Below are 18,202 nucleotides of genomic sequence, written 5' to 3'. Positions count from 1 at the left end.
TCACCCTCTCTTTTTACTAACAGCTACTCCATCACCAATTGGGAAAATCGTTGTATCGTATCCTTCATGGTTCATAAGCCACTCATTGTACGTCTTAATACGACGGATTAAACCACGTGTACGTCTGTTTTCAATTTTCTCTTTTGTCGTTACAAGACCGTGGTACATAACATTATCTGAAATAATTACGCCACCAGGATTTAATAACGGTTCATATAAGTCAAAAAAGCGACGATACTGTCCTTTTGCTGCATCAATAAAAATAACGTCAAATGTCCCGTGTTCTTTTACTTGTTCACCTGTCTCTAACGCATCACCGTAAATAACTGAAATACGATCTGTTACTGGGGAACGTTCTATATATTCAAGTGCTTTTTCATATCGCTCACGATTGCGCTCAACTGTCACAATACGTGAATTTGGAATAGCTTGCATCATACGAATACTAGAATAACCGATTGCTGTTCCAAGTTCTAAAATGCTTTTCGGTCCAATTAAACGTAAAAATTGCAGCATAAATTCCATTCCAAGTCGATCCATAATCGGCACATGATTTTCTGTTGCATATTCTTCCATTTCAAGAATTAATTTATCTTTCGGATCAATAAATGATAATAGGTACTCGTTAACTGCATCCTCCATAAATGGTCCTCCTTATTTACATGGAGAAGTGCCTCTATGACGTCTTTTCACACATAGAATGCAATAAAAATACAAGCCAGCTTTATCCTTAGCTTGTACGTCCCGTTTTGATATTAAAAACGATTCTTCTGCCAGTTTTTAACCCGATATATTTTACCACAAAAAAGAGGGATGTGCGACTTTTTTCGCTATCCCTCCCCATTTCACTATTTTTTCGTAATGTATTTTTGCTTTAATGCATTATGCTCTTCTAATGTTTTCGCATAGTACACTTCACCACTTGGTGCGGCTAAGAAATAATAATAATCTGTTTGCGCAGGTTCTAACGCAGCTTCTACTGAATGTTTACCAGAGTTTGCGATTGGCCCTACCGGCAATCCTTTTACAACATACGTATTGTACGGTGAGTTGACCTTTAAATCTTCGTATAATACACGTTGTTTATGCTTTCCAAGTGCATATAATACCGTTGGATCCGTTTGAAGCGGCATACCTTTTGCTAAACGATTATAAAAGACACTAGAGATCTTTTGACGATCTGTAAAACCAGTTGCCTCTTCTTCAATAAGTGAAGATAATGTTAAAAGCTGATGAACATCCCAATTCTTCGCTTTCATTTTCGCCTCATTTTGAACAATGATTGCATTTGTTTTCTCAAGCATTGGAATTACAATTTCTTCTAACGTTGTATCTTTCTTATAAAACGAATACGTTGCAGGATATAAATAACCTTCTAATTGGTATTTAATATTACTATCAAAGATTTTATCCGTTAATAACTTCGGATACTTTTGCTGCATTTTTTGAATAAATGCTTTATCGTTTAATTGACGCGTAACATCATCTTTATTCCACTTTAGTTCTGTCGCAATCGTTTCTGCAATTTCAGTTACTTGCGCCCCTTCTTTAATCGTCACTTTATAAAGAGCTGGACGATGCACGTTGCCAGATGACATTTGTTCGATCACATCTTCAGCATTCATTGAAGGATTTAATAAATATGTACCTGCTTGTAAACTTTTCGATTTAGCCTTTGTATAAAAACTAAAAACTGTACCGTTTTTTACAGCGCCTTTTTCTTCTAAAATTTCTCCAATTTTACTTGTAGATGATCCTTTCGGAATTTCTACTTCAATCTCTTTTTTATTCCCGCTATCAACTGGTCCTAATGCGGATGAAATATACGCATAGACTGAACCACAAACTAAAAGCAGTGCAATAATCGAAAATAAAAAGATGCGTCTACGCTTCTTTTTCACTTGATTCTCTATCAAAACATTTCCTCCTTACTTAATTGTAGACCGTATGTACACCTTTCTATACAGCACGATGTAAAAACGCAACAAATTCACTTATCTTTTTTAATTGACACTTTATTTTTCTACAATCCGTCTCATTATACTACAAAGACTTACACAGTTTCGACAAAAAATCTTTCATTTTACATATAAATACAAAAAAAGATGGACTGTATGTCGTCCATCTTTTCAGTACTTATTATTCAGCTTCTTGCTCATCAGCAATAGTGTTAAACGTTTCTTGTACCATTTCCCACTCTTCTTCTGATTCGATTGGAAGTAAAACTCCGCCCTCTTCTTCATTTTGCTCATAAGCCATTGCATCATAAATTGGGTCTCCATCTTCATCTACTTCACCGATTGGAGAGAAGATTACGTATGATTTTTTACCAAATTTGTCAGCATCAAAAGTGAAAATAATTTCACATAAATGTTCGTTACCTTTTTCGTCTACAATTGTAATTTGACGTTCTTCCATTTTGGTCACCTCTTATTTTCTATCTAAAAATCCTTGTAAGATTACGACTGCAGCCATCTTATCGATTACTTGTTTTCGCTTCTTACGACTTACATCAGCTGAAATGAGTAGACGTTCCGCTGCCATTGTTGACAAACGCTCGTCCCACATTACAACGTCTAATTGTAACAGCTCTCGTAGGTTTTCTGCAAATTGTTGGCACGCTTCGCCACGTGGGCCAATTGTACCATTCATATTTTTAGGTAAACCTACTACTATTTTGTCCACATTGTACTGCTTTACTAACTCAGAAATACGATCAAAACCAAAGTGACCTCGTTCTTCGTTAATCTTAATTGTTTCTAATCCTTGTGCTGTCCAGCCCATTTCGTCGCTAATTGCAACTCCGACTGTTTTTGTACCTACATCTAAACCTAATATCCGCATAAACTACTCCTCACGATGATGTTTCAAGTAAGACTTCACAAGCTCTTCAATTAACTCATCACGTTCAAGCTTGCGAATGATGCTACGTGCATCTTTATGGCGAGGTATGTATGCTGGGTCTCCACTTAATAAATAACCGACGATTTGGTTAATCGGATTATAGCCTTTTTCTTGAAGTGCATCATACACAGTTAAAAGTACATCATTTACATGGACACTCTGTTTTTCATCTTGAATGCTAAACTTCATTGTTTTATCAAAACCGTCCATTTCAAGCACCTCACTTATATAGTAAGTATAGGGAGAAGAACTTCTCCTCTCCCTACCATTGTACACTACTATCTCTTTATTTTGAAACAGATTTAACGTACTCTTGTACAAATGCTAAAGCTTCCTCAACTTGCGCTGGGTTTTTACCGCCCGCTTGTGCCATATCAGGACGACCACCACCGCCACCGCCACAACGAGAAGCTACTTCTTTCACAAGTTTACCAGCATGGTATCCTTGGCTAATTAAATCTTTCGTTACGCCAGCTAAGATGTTTACTTTGTCATCATTTACAGACGCTAATACGACAACTGCAGATTGTAATTTATTTTTTAGGTCATCCATCATCGTACGTAAGTTGTTCATATCTGCAACATTTACTTTTGCCGCTAATACGTTTACGCCATCAACTGTCATTACAGAATCAGTTAAGTTTCCAGCTTCAATATTGCTTAATTTCGCAGCAAGAGATTCATTTTCTTTTTGCAGTTGTTTCACTTCAGCAAATAGACCATCAACTCTTGTTAAAATATCTTTCGGATTTGTTTTCATTTTTCCTGCTGCTTCTTTTAATAAACCTACTTGATCGTTCATTAATTCGTATGCAGACTTACCAGTTACTGCTTCAATACGACGAGTTCCTGCACCGATACCAGACTCAGCAACGATTTTGAAAATACCGATAGAAGCTGTATTATCAACGTGACAACCACCACAAAGCTCTAAGCTGTAATCGCCAACTTGTACAACGCGTACAACATCACCGTATTTTTCACCGAATAATGCCATTGCACCCATTTCTTTCGCTTCTTCGATTGCTTTTTGAGAAATCTCAACATCAATACTTTCCCAAATTTTCTCGTTTACGATACGCTCAATTTTTTCTAATTCGTCAGCTTGTACTTGACCGAAGTGAGAGAAGTCAAAGCGTAAACGTTCAGAAGTTACAAGAGAACCTGCTTGGTTAACGTGCGTTCCAAGTACATCTTTTAATGCTTGGTGTAGTAAGTGAGTTGCTGTATGGTTTTTCACAACGCTACCACGGTTTTTCGTATCGATAATAGCTTTCACAGCTGCATCTTTCGTTAATGTACCTTCTTCAACAACAACTTTGTGCAAGTTTTGACCGTTTGGTGCTTTTTGTACGTCTTTTACAAGAACTTTCACACCGTCAGCTAGAAGGTAACCACGGTCTGCAATTTGTCCGCCGCTCTCAGCATAGAATGGTGTTACATCAAGCATTAATTGTCCTTCTTCACCAGCTTGTAAGCTGTCTGTGTATTCGCCGTTTTTCACAAGTGCAACAACGTTACTTTCTGTTGCAACTGTACCGTAACCAACGAACTCACTCGCTACTTTCACTTCTCCAAGGACACCGCCTTGAACTTGCATAGAATCAACGTCTTGACGAGCAGCACGTGCGCGCTCACGTTGTTTTTCCATTTCATTTTCAAAGCCTTCTTGATCAACTGTCATACCAGCTTCTTCTGCATATTCTTCTGTTAGTTCAATTGGGAAACCGTATGTGTCATATAGACGGAACGCATCTACTCCAGAAATAACAGTTGTTTTTTCTTCTTTTGCTTTTGCGATAACTTCAGCTAAAATTGCTTCACCATCATGAAGTGTTTCGTGGAAACGCTCTTCTTCATTTTTCACAACTTTTGCGATGAAATCTTTCTTTTCAAGTACTTCTGGATAGAAGTCTTTCATTACTTCTCCAACAACCGTTACTAATTCAAACATGAATGGACGGTTGATGTTTAATTTCTTAGAGTAACGAACAGCACGGCGTAATAAACGACGTAATACATAACCACGGCCTTCGTTAGATGGAAGAGCGCCGTCACCAACAGCGAATGTTACTGTACGGATATGGTCAGCGATTACTTTAAACGCCATATCTTTTTCTAAGTCACCATTACGATATTTTTCACCAGAAATTGTTTCTGTTGCACCAATCATCGGCATGAATAAGTCTGTGTCAAAGTTCGTAGGTACATCTTGAACGATAGATGTCATACGCTCTAGACCCATCCCTGTATCGATGTTTTTCTTAGGAAGCGGTGTATATGAACCGTCTGGGTTATGGTTAAATTGAGAGAATACAAGGTTCCATACTTCTAAGTAACGCTCGTTTTCTCCGCCTGGATATAATTCTGGGTCACTAAAGTCATTACCGTAAGCTTCTCCGCGGTCATAGAAAATCTCTGTATTCGGTCCACTTGGTCCTTCACCAATATCCCAGAAGTTTTCTTCTAAACGGATGATACGCTCTTTTGGAACGCCCATTTTCTCATTCCAAATTTTGAATGCTTCTTCATCTTCTGGATGGATTGTAACTGATAGTAATTCTTTATCGAATCCGATCCATTTGTCGCTCGTTAAGAATTCCCAAGCCCAAGTAATTGCTTCTTCTTTAAAGTAATCACCGATTGAGAAGTTTCCTAACATTTCAAAGAATGTATGGTGACGAGCTGTTTTCCCTACGTTTTCAATATCGTTTGTACGAATTGATTTTTGAGCATTTGTAATACGTGGATTTTGTGGGATTACACGTCCATCAAAATATTTTTTTAATGTGGCTACACCACTATTAATCCATAGAAGAGATGGATCTTCATGTGGAACTAGTGATGCACTAGGTTCTACTGCATGTCCTTTTTCTTGGAAAAAGTCTAAAAACATTTGACGAATTTGTGCGCCTGTTAGTTGTTTCATTATATTTTCCTCCTTAAATATAAAAAACTCCCGTCCCTATAAAAGGGACGAGAGTTAACTCGCGATACCACCCTAATTATGAATTGATTACATTAACAATCAATTCATCACCTCATGGTGCCGTAACGTGGCAAGACGGCAGTGATTAGCTGCTCTCAGGATTAGCTTTCTGTTACCCTTCATTTAAAGCTTCTTTCAGCCATATGGAAGCTTCTCTCTATAAATGGACTGTAACGTACTTGTTCCGTCATTGATTTAATGTATTATATGACTAAATATAATAGAATTCTCTTAAGTTTGTCAATGTAGATAATCATTTATATTGTATTAATTGCTTATTAATCATAGCTATTCTACTATTCATTCTTAACAGCCTTTTCATATATTATGCGTTTATTAACAAATCGGAATCTCCTTATAAGAATGGTTTATAAAAATTCTAAATATTACTTTTTTTGCTATAATTAAATTATTGTTAATAAAATAAAGGAGCGATTACAATGACAACCTTACTTAGCAAAGCTAAAAACATATTAGCGACTGACGAAACGATATTATTTTACGCAGCATGTTCATTAGACATATTTATTTATCGTTCCGTCGCAAGGCCAGGATTGCTAATTTTAACGAACAAAAGGCTATTCTTTTATGGGCCAGATGTAAGTAAGAATCCAATATTTGAAGAGTACTCTTTCGCAAAAATTTCTAATTTAAAAGAACAAAAGCGTCTTTTCAACAATCAAATTATATTTATGTATGATAGCGAATGGAAAAAATAAAACATATTCAAACAAATGATGTGAGCTCCCTCGTTCAAAAAATACACGAGCAACTTTCTAAATAAATATATGATTAGCCCTCTATTTCTTACATAGAGGGCTTCTATACTTACACATCTTCTTTTTTCAAGAGCGGTCTCACATGAACAATGACAGTGCGAATAACTGCTAAAATCGGAACCGATATTAGCAATCCTACAATCCCAGCTACCTCTCCCCCAACTAGTAAGGCAAGCATAATAATAACGGGATGCATACGAAGTGACTTACCAACGATGTAAGGCGATAAAATGTTACTCTCCACAAATTGCAAAATCGCAATCGTGATCCCCGCCTTAATAAGTAAACTCGTTGATACTGTTGCTGCAATCATTAAGGTCGGGATCGCTCCTAAAATAGGACCGAAGTACGGGATTATATCCGTTACCCCAATAATAATGCCAAGCAATAATGGATATTTCATACCGATAAACCAAAAAGAAAGAGCTGATACTCCCCCTAATACTAAACAAACAAATAACTGTCCTCGAATATAACTTCCAAGTGACTTATCAATTTCTTTCGCAAGCATTTGCCCCGTACCTCGCCATTTACTTGGGACTAGTTTCCAAAAGATATGATAAAACTCACCATAATCTTTTAATATGTAAAATACAATGAACGGTATTAAGAAAATAATGAGCAATGAATCGAGTACACCACGAGCTGTACTCATCACTTTATTTAAAAGCGCTTGAATCTTCATTTCCACACCCACAAAAAGTTGTTTCACCTTTTCATGAATGAACGAAGGGAAATTCGCTGTTTGTTCTGTAACGCCATCCATCCACGAATCGTACATCTTTGTAAACTGGGGAAATTGTTCATTAATCTCTTGTAACTGTTTAATAACGACTGGTGTTCCTTTATAAATCCCATAACCAATTCCGCCAAAGAAAAGGATATAAATGAGCAAAATGGCAAGTGTACGGGGCATCCCTTCCTTATGAATTTTTTCAATTAAAGGGTGCAATAAATACGCAATAAAACACGCGATAAGAAACGGCGTGATTGCTACTTTAAATACAAAAATAATCGGTGCCCATAGCGGCTTAATTTTTAAAAAGACGAGCAGACAAAGAAAAACAAGTAACAATAATCCTAAACGATATATCCAAATGATTTTAAGATTCTTCACATGAAAAACCTCCTCCACCTTTATTTTGAAAATAAATGGGGTAGGTTATGTGCGAAACTTTTAAAATCTTTTCATACGGACCATACTGTTTTTTAAAGACGTACATATAAATAACATAACAAGGACAACCACCCTGAGAATACAGCATGAATTAATATAATCAGGAGGGCTAATTATGGTTTTGTTTATGCTTGGATTATCAGCACTTTTTATGATTCTTGAATGGATTTGTATCGGGTTCGGTATTTGGAAGGGGTTCTTTATTCGTTCTTCACGTAAAGAAAAAGCGAAGCAATTATGGCAGTATGGAATACTTGGCGTTGGCTGCTACGGTCTATCTTATCTTTTCTCAGAAATCGGACTTTTTTATTTACATATGAGTGCATAAAAAAACTCCCTTGTCTATAAGGGAGTTTTTCACTTTATCGAAATGATTATAAGTAAGACTTAATCATCTTACGTGCTTTTTTCATATTGCGTTTTGAAAATACATCTTGTTTACGAGCATATTGATACGCTGCAGCTCCAACACCTAATGCGATTAATGAATTGCGTAGATTCAAAGTAAATCCCCCTTTTCGTTATCCGATAGTTCTTTCATTCTCATCAAATAAATCATCAAGAGAGCTTAATGAACCGTCTTCCTCAACTTGATGTGTATGGATTTTCCCCTTTGAAACCGATAATTCGATATAACAATTCCAGCAATAAAATTGGTTGACACCTATTTTTCCAATGTCTTTCCCTTTGCAATTTGGACAAATGAACATATGGCTTTCATCTCCTTACAGTCTCCCAGATTCTATTCGCCATTATGTCCAAACTGCATTCATTTATACATTGCTGGAGCCTTTCAACGCTATGCGTTTGAAAGTTTCACTATATAATTTCACCTTGTTACATGAAATCATACGGTGAAATGTTTTCCACGTCCATTTCCTCGCCATTAACTGTGACCATCTGTACTTCTCCTTGTGATTCTTGCAAGCGACTAGCTAAGGTTGTTTGACGCATTGCATCATCAAGGCGATTTACACCAGATTGGAAAGCTGCTTCCTCTCCGCAAATAATAAGGAACTTCTTACTTCTTGTAATGCCCGTGTAAATTAAATTACGACGTAACATACGGTTGTAACTCCTCACGATTGGCATAATAACAATCGGAAATTCACTACCTTGTGATTTATGAATGGAACAACAATATGCATGCGTAATTTGATTTAAATCGGGCTTCGTATACGTTACCTCAATTCCATCAAACGAAACGATAATCATATCTTGTTGCTCAACGTTTTCTTTCGCATAAAACACCGAAACAATTTCCCCAATATCACCATTAAACACTTGGCTCTCCGGCTGATTCACGAGTTGCAGTACTTTATCGCCTCTTCGGTACACAACATCACCGTAAGCAATTTCTTTACTCTTTTCCCTCTTCGGATTAAATACTTGTTGCAGCGCTTCGTTTAATACATTAATACCAGCAGGCCCGCGGTACATCGGTGCTAATACTTGTACATCTCTTGCGCTAAAGCCTTTTGTTTTAGCATTTTCACAAACTTTTTTCACAACCTCAACAATTTGAGCTCCTGTACAGCCGATAAATGAACGATCTTTTTGATTTTGTGCTAAATCTGGTGGTAGGGTTCCATTTTTTATCGCATGGGCAAGTTGAATCACTGATGAGCCTTCCGCTTGACGATAAATTTCAGTAAGCTTCACTGTCGGAACTGCGCCTGCATTTAATAAATCTTTTAATACTTGTCCAGGTCCTACAGATGGCAACTGATCTTCATCACCTACAACGATAACTTGAATGTTCGTCGGCAACGACTTAAATAGCTGATTTGCAAGCCAAATATCAACCATTGAAAATTCATCGATAATAAGGAGCTTACCTTGGACAGGATCCGTTTCATTACGCTGGAACGATCCTTCTGGCGTCCAACCAAGTAAACGGTGAATTGTGCAAGCTGGAAGTCCTGTTGATTCACTCATTCGCTTCGCTGCTCTTCCTGTTGGAGCTGTTAATAGTATTGGAAATGGATTATCATCACTGTATTCATTCGGATTTAACGATAACCCGTGTAGTGATGCATACATTTCAACAATCCCTTTAATAACTGTTGTTTTCCCTGTTCCTGGTCCACCTGTCAATAACATCATCGGTTTATGAAGTGCCGTTTGAATTGCTTCTTGCTGAAACGGTGCATATTGTACGTTCAGTTGTTCTTCAATTTCACCTAACGTTTTTAACACTTCTGCTTCTGGAAATGAAGGTGTTTCTTCTTGATTCATAAGCCTGCGAATAGACTTTACAACACCTTTCTCAGAGTAGAATAACGTTGCTAAATACACTCGTTCTTCTTCTATGATGACTTTCCCTTCGCTTTGCATCGTTTCAATACAACCTATAATATCTTCCTCAGTCACTCTTCCTTCTTGATTGTTTAAAAGTGACATCGTTTCTCTTACAAGTTGATCTTTCCTCATATAAACGTGACCAAGTTGTAATGAGACATTCTCTAATGTGTAAAAACATCCTGCGCGTACACGGTCGTCATGATTACCCGATATCCCTAACGCACGCCCTATATCATCCGCTCTTCCAAAACCAATCCCATCCACTTCTTCGATAAGTTGATACGGATTATTACGAATCACTTCTAATGTCATCTCTTTATATTGCTGGTAAATCTTAATAGAAAGTTTCGTTCCAAAACCGTAGCCATTTAAAAAGCTCATTACTTTCTCTAGCCCTTGATGTTCAACAATTGTCTCATATATTTCCTGAGCCTTTTGTTTATTAACAACACCATTTAATGCCTCAGGGTCATCCATAATTTTCGAAATAGCATGTTCTCCGAGATGGTCCACAATTTTTTCAGCTGTACGCTTTCCTATCCCTTTAAATAAATCACTCGCTAAATATTGCACCATACCTGCTTTTGTTTGCGGCAATTCTTTTTTAAATGTTTCAACCATATATTGTTTTCCATACTTTGGATGGTCCTTAAAGTGACCTGTCAATGTAAACACTTCATCTTCATGCATGCGGGGAAAATGACCGTTTATCATTACTTTCTTTTCGTCATATATTTCATTCGTTTCAATGACTTTCATACTGACAACGGAATAGAGGTTTTCTTCGTTGTGGAAAATGGTATGAAGAACTTGCGCTTTTATAAACTTTTTCTCTTCCTCAAACAAATCCATTGCATGTTGATTTCCCATCTTTCCTCTCCTTTCCGATATTTTCACTTTAATGAGCAGTACATCCCCCACCTTTTTAGATGAGGGATAACTACCCATTAAACTATATTTTTATCTTATTCAGCTTCTTGCTCTAATAAACGAATGCCATTCCCCGCTAAAAAGTGATCTGGCTGAATTTCAGTTGCTTTCTTAAATAAAGCGAGAGCCTTCTCATTATTTTCCTCAAATACGTACGCAACACCTAAATTGTAATACGCATCTGCATGCTCTTCATCCATTTCTAATACCTTTTCAAAATAAGGTTTCGCCTCTTGAATGTGTTCTAGTCGCGCGAAGCAAAGTCCACACTGGAATACAGCTTCTACATCGTTTTCATCTAATTCTGTTGCTCTTTGTAAGAATGGTAGTGCAAGACGATCATTTCCAAGCTGCACATGTGTGATACCTACCATAAATGTTACATCAGCTGATTGTAACCCAGCTTGCATTGCTTGTTCAAATACAGCTTTCGCCTCATTAAATTGCTCTTGGCCGTAATATACGTTTCCTAAACCATAATAGGCAGCTGCAGATTTATCATCTAACTCTAGTGCACGTTTATAAAATAAAATCGCTCGCTCACTATCACCTAATACGTCTAATAAATTTGCAAAATTAATGTATCCCAGCGCATCTTTCGGATTTTCTTCGATTGCTTCTGTAAAATTTTTAGCTGCTTCTTCCCAATTTCCTTCTTGCATATATTGAATACCTGTTTCAAGTTTGTTTGACATGTCCTTCACCTCTACAACAAATTATAACAAAGAATGTATTTTCCAAGCGAACGAAAATTCGCTTTATGTAAAAGAAACCTCTAACCGCTAATCGGCAGAGGCTTCTCGTTTATCCTAAATAATCCAATTTCTTACCACTACGGTATACTTCATCAATTGTAGCACCGCCTAAGCACTCATCTCCATCATAGAAAACGACTGCTTGTCCTGGTGTAATTGCACGAATTGGCTCATCACAAAGAATACGAACTGTATTTTCATCAACGATTTGAACCGTTACTTTATTGTCTTCTTGACGATAACGGAATTTCGCCGTGCACTTAAATTCTGTTTCTTTTTCTTTGTTACTTACCCATCCTACATTGGTGGCAATAACTTCATCACCATATAGAAGTTCGTTATGGAATCCTTGATCAACATATAAAATGTTTTCTTTTAGGTTTTTCCCAACAGCAAACCATGGATCACCATTACCACCAATTCCAAGGCCATGACGTTGTCCAATTGTATAATACATTAAACCGTCATGCTTCCCTTTCACTTCACCAGATAATGTTTGCATTACACCTGGTTGTGCCGGTAAGTAGTTACTTAAGAAATCTTTAAAGTTACGCTCACCAATGAAGCAAATACCTGTACTATCTTTTTTCGCCGCTGTCGCTAAACCAGCTTCTTTCGCCATTTCACGAATTTGCGGTTTCTTTAATTCACCTAACGGGAACATTGTTTTTGATAATTGCTCTTGGCTTAATTGATTTAAGAAATATGTTTGATCTTTATTATCATCAACACCGCGAAGCATTTTATATTCGCCGTCCATATAAGCAACGCGTGCATAATGGCCTGTTGCCACATAATCCGCACCAAGCGCAATTGCATGCTCTAAAAATGCTTTAAATTTAATTTCTTTATTACACATTACATCTGGGTTTGGTGTACGACCAGCTCGGTACTCATCTAAGAAGTACGTAAATACTTTATCCCAGTATTGTTTTTCAAAGTTTACTGCATAATACGGAATACCAATTTGGTTACACACTTCAATTACATCATTGTAATCTTCTGTTGCTGTGCAGACACCATTCTCATCTGTATCATCCCAGTTTTTCATAAAAATTCCGATTACATCATAACCTTGCTCTTTTAATAAAAGTGCTGCTACAGATGAATCGACGCCACCGGACATTCCGATGACAACGCGTGTTTCGTGAGGTAGTTTGTTCATCATGTCACCTCCCATGCTAATTTTGTGTTAATCGCTTCACGATTTTCACTGTTTCGTACGCCGCTTTTTCAATTTGCTCTTTCGTATTTCCAAGTCCAAAACTAAAGCGTACGGATGAACGTATTTGATCGGAGTCTTTTCCAAACATCGCTACTAATACATGTGATGGATCAATCGAACCAGCTGTACAAGCAGAACCACTTGATACTGAAATGCCAGCTAGGTCTAAGTTCACAAGAAACGGTTCAATGTTCATTCCTGTAAAACTTATATTAAGTACATGCGGTAAGCGATGTTCTAAGTTTCCGTTTACCTCGAAAGTAATGCCTTCATTTTTGAAGACAGATACCATTATATCTTTAAACTCTTCATATTGGGCATTTTTTTGCTCACGAGTTTTTTCAGCTATAAGAATTGCATGCTGAAGCCCAGCAATACTAGGAACATTTTCCGTACCAGCACGGCGTTTTCTTTCTTGCTCTCCGCCTATTAATAACGGTTCAAATTTCACATTTGCACCAGCGTATAAGAAACCTATACCTTTTGGCCCGTTAATTTTATGAGCTGAAATTGATAATAAATCAATCCCAAACTTTTTCACATTAATTTCTACTAAACCGTAAGCTTGTACCGCATCTGTATGGAAATAAGCTTGATGCTCTTTTAACAGCTTTCCTATTTCCACAATCGGTTGCATTGTCCCTACTTCATTATTCCCAAACATAACAGATACAAGAATCGTCTTTTCTGTTAATGCCTTTTGTATGTCAGAAACTTGAATGCGCCCTGTTTCATCGACAGGTAAATATGTCACTTCAAACCCTTCACGCTCTAACAATTCGCACGTATGCAAAATCGCATGATGTTCAATTTGCGTCGTTATTATGTGGTTACCTTTATGACGATTCGCACGTGCTACACCTATAAGCGCTAAATTATCAGCTTCTGTACCACCGCTCGTAAATATAATTTCATTCGGATTCGCATGAATGCTGCGTGCACACACTCGTCTCGCCTCATCTACTGTGTGACGAGTTTGACGTCCATAAAAGTGAATACTAGACGGGTTCCCGAATATTTCTGTCATATATGGAATCATCTTTTCGACCACTTCTGGGTGAGTCGGAGATGTCGCAGCATGATCTAAGTAAATGCGTTCCATTAAATCTCCTTCTTTCCAAATCGTTTCACAAGGAATTAAATGTAAAACATATAGCCCCCGTGATTTTCTTCCTCATAACGTACTAAATCTTCTAACGTTGTACTATCTAACACTTCTTGCACCGCATCACGAACACGCATCCATAACTGGCGCTGCGCTGGCTCTTCTTCTTCTATCATTTCTACAACACTAATCGGTCCCTCTAATACACGGATTACATCCCCAGCTGTAATGTTAGCCGGTTGATCAGATAATACATATCCGCCATATGCCCCGCGCGTACTCTTTACAAGACGAGCGTTACGAAGTGGTGAAATTAATTGCTCTAAGTAATGTTCAGATAAGTCATGCGCCTGCGCAATTGATTTTAATGAAATCGGACCTTCACCAAACTTTTTTGCAAGATCAATCATAATTGTTAAGCCATAGCGGCCTTTTGTTGAAATCTTCATCTATTTTGCACCTCGTTTCAAATTTTCACTTCTATTGGTTATATCTTATTTATAAAAAGAACACAATTTAAAATCCTATGAAATTATAGCATAATATAGTATTATAAGAAATTTCAACTTGTGTATCAAAATGATAACATAAAATCACATTGAAAAACTCGGAAATTATTACAATTGAAAGAAAAATGAAAATATTATCCTTCATTTTTCCCATAAAACAGCATCCTATTTCAAATTTCGTAGAAAAAAATGATACGATAGAACGAGATTATATATTAAGGGAGACGGTCCAAATGAAACAACCACTCGCACATCGAATGCGCCCTACAAATATTCAAGAAATTATTGGGCAACAACATTTAGTTGGTGAAGGAAAGATTTTATGGCGAATGGTCCAAGCCAATCATTTTCAATCTATGATTTTATACGGTCCTCCAGGTACAGGAAAAACATCCATTGCCAGTGCAATTGCTGGAAGTACCGGTACCCCGTTTCGTCTATTGAATGCTGTTACTCACAATAAAAAAGATATGGAAGTTGTCGTACAAGAAGCGAAGATGCATCGACACCTCGTTTTAATTTTAGATGAAGTTCACCGTCTAGATAAAGCAAAGCAAGACTTTCTATTACCTCACTTAGAAAGCGGACTTCTTACTTTAATTGGTGCAACGACAAGTAATCCATTCCATGCAATAAACTCCGCTATTCGAAGCAGGTGTCAAATTTTCGAATTACACGCACTAACAGAAGATGATATTTTAATTGGGTTAAAAAGAGCTTTAGAAGATAAAGAAAAAGGCCTTGGAGAATATGCTGTAACGGTAACAGATGAAGCACTACATCACTTTGCAAACGCCTCTGGTGGTGATATGCGTTCCGCTTATAACGCACTTGAGCTTGCTGTATTATCTAGCTTTACTACAGACGATCAAGCGGCTGAAATCACACTCGAGATTGCGGAAGAATGCTTACAAAAGAAGAGCTTCGTTCACGACAAAGGCGGCGATGCTCATTATGACGTATTATCAGCATTTCAAAAATCAGTGCGCGGAAGTGATGTAAATGCAGCGCTCCATTATTTAGCACGCCTTATTGAAGCAGGTGATTTACAAAGTATTGGCAGACGCCTTCTTATTATGGCTTATGAAGATATTGGACTTGCTAGCCCACAAGCTGGACCACGTACACTAGCTGCAATTGAATCAGCTGAACGAGTTGGATTCCCAGAAGCACGCATCCCACTTGCAAATGCCGTTATCGAGCTATGCTTATCACCAAAATCAAATTCAGCTTATAAAGCACTTGATGCTGCATTACACGATTTACGCAACGGTCAAACAGGTGACATTCCAAGCCATTTAAAAGATAGTCATTACAAAGGCGCAGAATCACTTGGAAGAGGCATTGGATATTTATATCCACACGACCATCCAAACGGCTGGGTAAGGCAACAATACTTACCTGATAAAATAAAAAGCAAGCAATATTATAAACCGAAAACGACAGGGAAATTTGAGCAAGCTCTTTCTACTGTTTATGAAAGATTACAAACTTCGAATAAAACGAAAAATAAAGGGTAACATAAACGAAAACGTCACCATTATGGAGGCTTCGCTTATGAAAACACGTCAAGATGCATGGACAAAAGAAGATGATCTCCTTTTAGCAGAAACTGTTTTACGACATATTCGCAGCGGAAGTACACAAATAAAAGCATTCGATGAAGTTGGCGATGCGTTGAACCGGACTTCAGCAGCTTGCGGCTTTAGATGGAACGCTGAAGTAAGACCGAATTACGAAGATGCGGTGCAGCTTGCAAAAAAACAACGTAAAGAATTAAAACGTTCTGAAGCTAATATAGAAAAAGATCGGTTCACAAAAACGAAGCAACTCGTAATTGACGCCGATTTTTCAGAAGATATTACGCCAAGTAAACAAGATCTTACAATGCAAAATGTCATCTCATTTTTACAAAATTTAGAACATAACAATCCTTCACTTGCAAAGTTGCAAACTGAAAATGATGTATTACAAGCTCAGCTCACTTCTCTGCAAAAAACGAATCATGAACTTGAAACGAAATTAGCGGTACTCACAAAAAAACAACAAGCAATCGAAGAAGATTACGCGATGCTTGTTCGAATTATGGATCGTGCTCGAAAACTTGTTTCAGTCGAAGAGCAAGAAGAGCAAATTGCCCCGATTTTCAAAACTGATCAAAACGGGAATTTAGATATTATTTATTCTGCAGAGAATTAAAAACAGGGATGTCACTTTTTTAACTGAGTGACATCCCTGTTTGTTTTTGGTGAAGCGTACATATATATGCGCGTGTCGGTAAATGAAATTATATTAACGATTTTTCAAATATTTCTATCACAACTTGCAATATATCAACGATTCGACAAAGATTGACAATAACACTCCTCCCTGTCATACAAGGAAACTCCTAATGTTTATTGGATAATTTTCACTAAAATGTTATTGTAAACATATATCTTTAAAGGGAGATGGTTGCTATTTCATTCATAATCTTCAAAATAACTCTTGGCCTTCTCATCCTGACTTTAGCTCTTTTCACCATTAAAAGTCTACACAAGACGTCCGCCTATAAATCAGATAAATATGATTATTACTTACTAACCTTACTTACATTTGAACTAGTAGTGATGCAAATATCCATATTTCTTTAATACATATAAAAAAGCATATATCCGAAATGGATATATGCTTTCACTTTATTCTTGCCCTACACGCTTCACTTCTACGTTTTTAATACGTTCACGTACAACGTGACTTGCCATAATTAGGCCTGCCACTGATGGTACGAATGCATTTGATGAAGGCGGTAATTTCGCTTTACGAATTTTTGCATTTTCGTCTGGTACAATTTCTTTACGTACCTCTTCACGAATTACGATTGGGTTTTCGTCAGAAAAGACAACTTTTACACCTTTTTTAATACCCTCTTTACGAAGCTTCGTACGAATGACTTTCGCAATTGGATCTGTATGTGTTTTAGAGATATCTGCAATACGGAAACGAGTTGGGTCCATTTTATTTGCAGCACCCATACTTGAGATAATTTTAATTTTGCGACGTAAGCACTGTTTAATTAAATGAATTTTGAACGTAATCGTATCAGATGCATCCACTACGAAGTCTAAACCGTGCTTAAAGAACTCTTCATATGTTTCATCTGTATAAAACATTTCTAGTCCAATTACTTCACACTCTGGGTTAATGTCTGCGATACGCTCTTTCATTAATTCTACTTTTGAACGCCCTACAGTAGATACTAAAGCGTGAATTTGACGGTTTACGTTTGTAATATCTACAACGTCTTTATCAACTAATACGAGACGCCCTACGCCAGAACGTGCTAACGCTTCAGCTGCAAAAGAACCTACGCCGCCAATTCCTAAAATACCGACTGTACTATTTTTTAATATTTCAAGTCCTTCTTTACCGAAGGCTAATTCATTACGTGAAAATTGATGTAACATTCAGCTCTACACTCCTATTACAAAAATGGTCTACCATGTATTCTAGCGTTTTTCCGACTATTTGTATAGAAAAAGTTAT

Annotated in this window: 18 protein-coding genes, 1 pseudogene and 1 other annotated feature; of the genes and pseudogenes, 4 read left to right on the top strand and 15 right to left on the bottom strand. The window is 37.2% G+C overall.

The genetic code is table 11. From position 1 onward, the window contains the following. From CGQ22_RS02690 to alaS, 6 genes are all read right to left on the bottom strand, one after another. A complete protein-coding gene (locus tag CGQ22_RS02690; protein WP_000389102.1) occupies window positions 1-642 on the bottom strand; it encodes an O-methyltransferase in 642 nt (213 codons plus the stop codon). A 206-nt stretch (window positions 643-848) separates the two neighbouring features. Further along, entirely contained in the window at window positions 849-1,916 is a 1,068-nt protein-coding gene (gene mltG / locus CGQ22_RS02685; RefSeq protein WP_089148272.1) for an endolytic transglycosylase MltG, read from the bottom strand. Between the two features lie 223 nt (window positions 1,917-2,139). Continuing rightward, window positions 2,140-2,418, bottom strand: coding sequence for a DUF1292 domain-containing protein (locus CGQ22_RS02680; protein ID WP_000392730.1), 279 nt, complete (start codon window positions 2,416-2,418; stop codon window positions 2,140-2,142). A gap of 12 nt (window positions 2,419-2,430) precedes the next feature. Beyond that, window positions 2,431-2,844, bottom strand: a complete 414-nt coding sequence (ruvX, locus tag CGQ22_RS02675) for a Holliday junction resolvase RuvX (RefSeq protein ID WP_001221192.1) — start codon at window positions 2,842-2,844, stop codon at window positions 2,431-2,433. 3 nt (window positions 2,845-2,847) lie between these two features. After that, window positions 2,848-3,114, bottom strand: coding sequence for an IreB family regulatory phosphoprotein (locus CGQ22_RS02670; RefSeq protein WP_000348590.1), 267 nt, complete (start codon window positions 3,112-3,114; stop codon window positions 2,848-2,850). 76 nt (window positions 3,115-3,190) lie between these two features. Continuing rightward, entirely contained in the window at window positions 3,191-5,833 is a 2,643-nt protein-coding gene (gene alaS / locus CGQ22_RS02665; RefSeq protein ID WP_089148271.1) for an alanine--tRNA ligase, read from the bottom strand. 40 nt (window positions 5,834-5,873) lie between these two features. Beyond that, window positions 5,874-6,093 (bottom strand) — a binding site (T-box leader). A gap of 240 nt (window positions 6,094-6,333) precedes the next feature. Between alaS and CGQ22_RS02660 the strand changes: the two are divergent. Beyond that, window positions 6,334-6,677 (top strand): annotated as a pseudogene (locus tag CGQ22_RS02660) (PH domain-containing protein). Between the two features lie 44 nt (window positions 6,678-6,721). Here CGQ22_RS02660 and CGQ22_RS02655 read toward each other — a convergent pair. Continuing rightward, window positions 6,722-7,789 (bottom strand): AI-2E family transporter, encoded by a 1,068-nt coding sequence (locus CGQ22_RS02655; protein WP_089148269.1) that lies wholly within the window; start codon window positions 7,787-7,789, stop codon window positions 6,722-6,724. A gap of 175 nt (window positions 7,790-7,964) precedes the next feature. On the opposite strand from CGQ22_RS02655, the gene CGQ22_RS02650 reads away from it, so the two are divergent. Beyond that, window positions 7,965-8,177, top strand: coding sequence for a hypothetical protein (locus CGQ22_RS02650; protein ID WP_000242539.1), 213 nt, complete (start codon window positions 7,965-7,967; stop codon window positions 8,175-8,177). A gap of 46 nt (window positions 8,178-8,223) precedes the next feature. On the opposite strand, the gene CGQ22_RS02645 is transcribed toward CGQ22_RS02650, so the two are convergent. The 7 genes from CGQ22_RS02645 to cymR form a co-directional block, all read right to left on the bottom strand. Beyond that, window positions 8,224-8,352 (bottom strand): YrzQ family protein, encoded by a 129-nt coding sequence (locus tag CGQ22_RS02645; RefSeq protein ID WP_001053553.1) that lies wholly within the window; start codon window positions 8,350-8,352, stop codon window positions 8,224-8,226. An 18-nt stretch (window positions 8,353-8,370) separates the two neighbouring features. Next, on the bottom strand, window positions 8,371-8,559 hold the full coding sequence (locus tag CGQ22_RS02640) for a hypothetical protein (protein WP_000469281.1): 189 nt from the start codon (window positions 8,557-8,559) through the stop codon (window positions 8,371-8,373). 127 nt (window positions 8,560-8,686) lie between these two features. After that, on the bottom strand, window positions 8,687-11,023 hold the full coding sequence (gene recD2, locus CGQ22_RS02635; protein WP_089148268.1) for an SF1B family DNA helicase RecD2: 2,337 nt from the start codon (window positions 11,021-11,023) through the stop codon (window positions 8,687-8,689). Window positions 11,024-11,118: 95 nt separating this feature from the next. Continuing rightward, window positions 11,119-11,778, bottom strand: coding sequence for a tetratricopeptide repeat protein (locus CGQ22_RS02630; protein WP_000066405.1), 660 nt, complete (start codon window positions 11,776-11,778; stop codon window positions 11,119-11,121). A 109-nt stretch (window positions 11,779-11,887) separates the two neighbouring features. After that, window positions 11,888-13,003 (bottom strand): tRNA 2-thiouridine(34) synthase MnmA, encoded by a 1,116-nt coding sequence (gene mnmA, locus CGQ22_RS02625; protein WP_001038010.1) that lies wholly within the window; start codon window positions 13,001-13,003, stop codon window positions 11,888-11,890. Between the two features lie 16 nt (window positions 13,004-13,019). Then, entirely contained in the window at window positions 13,020-14,165 is a 1,146-nt protein-coding gene (locus CGQ22_RS02620; RefSeq protein WP_089148267.1) for a cysteine desulfurase family protein, read from the bottom strand. A 35-nt stretch (window positions 14,166-14,200) separates the two neighbouring features. Continuing rightward, on the bottom strand, window positions 14,201-14,617 hold the full coding sequence (gene cymR, locus CGQ22_RS02615) for a cysteine metabolism transcriptional regulator CymR (protein ID WP_000704116.1): 417 nt from the start codon (window positions 14,615-14,617) through the stop codon (window positions 14,201-14,203). A gap of 293 nt (window positions 14,618-14,910) precedes the next feature. On the opposite strand from cymR, the gene CGQ22_RS02610 reads away from it, so the two are divergent. Both CGQ22_RS02610 and CGQ22_RS02605 read left to right on the top strand, forming a co-directional pair. Continuing rightward, entirely contained in the window at window positions 14,911-16,197 is a 1,287-nt protein-coding gene (locus CGQ22_RS02610) for a replication-associated recombination protein A (protein ID WP_000812921.1), read from the top strand. Between the two features lie 37 nt (window positions 16,198-16,234). Continuing rightward, complete coding sequence (locus CGQ22_RS02605) at window positions 16,235-16,876, top strand: RsfA family transcriptional regulator (protein ID WP_000857709.1); 642 nt, start codon at window positions 16,235-16,237, stop codon at window positions 16,874-16,876. A 479-nt stretch (window positions 16,877-17,355) separates the two neighbouring features. Here the strand turns inward: CGQ22_RS02605 and CGQ22_RS02595 are convergent, their stop codons facing one another. Next, entirely contained in the window at window positions 17,356-18,123 is a 768-nt protein-coding gene (locus tag CGQ22_RS02595; RefSeq protein WP_000903177.1) for a tRNA threonylcarbamoyladenosine dehydratase, read from the bottom strand. Window positions 18,124-18,202 lie beyond the last annotated feature (79 nt).

Source organism: Bacillus sp. M13(2017) (assembly GCF_002218325.1).
Taxonomy (GTDB): domain Bacteria; phylum Bacillota; class Bacilli; order Bacillales; family Bacillaceae_G; genus Bacillus_A; species Bacillus_A thuringiensis_K.
Note: the sequence above shows the minus strand (reverse complement) of the source record. Positions and strands in the feature narration are given on the sequence as shown.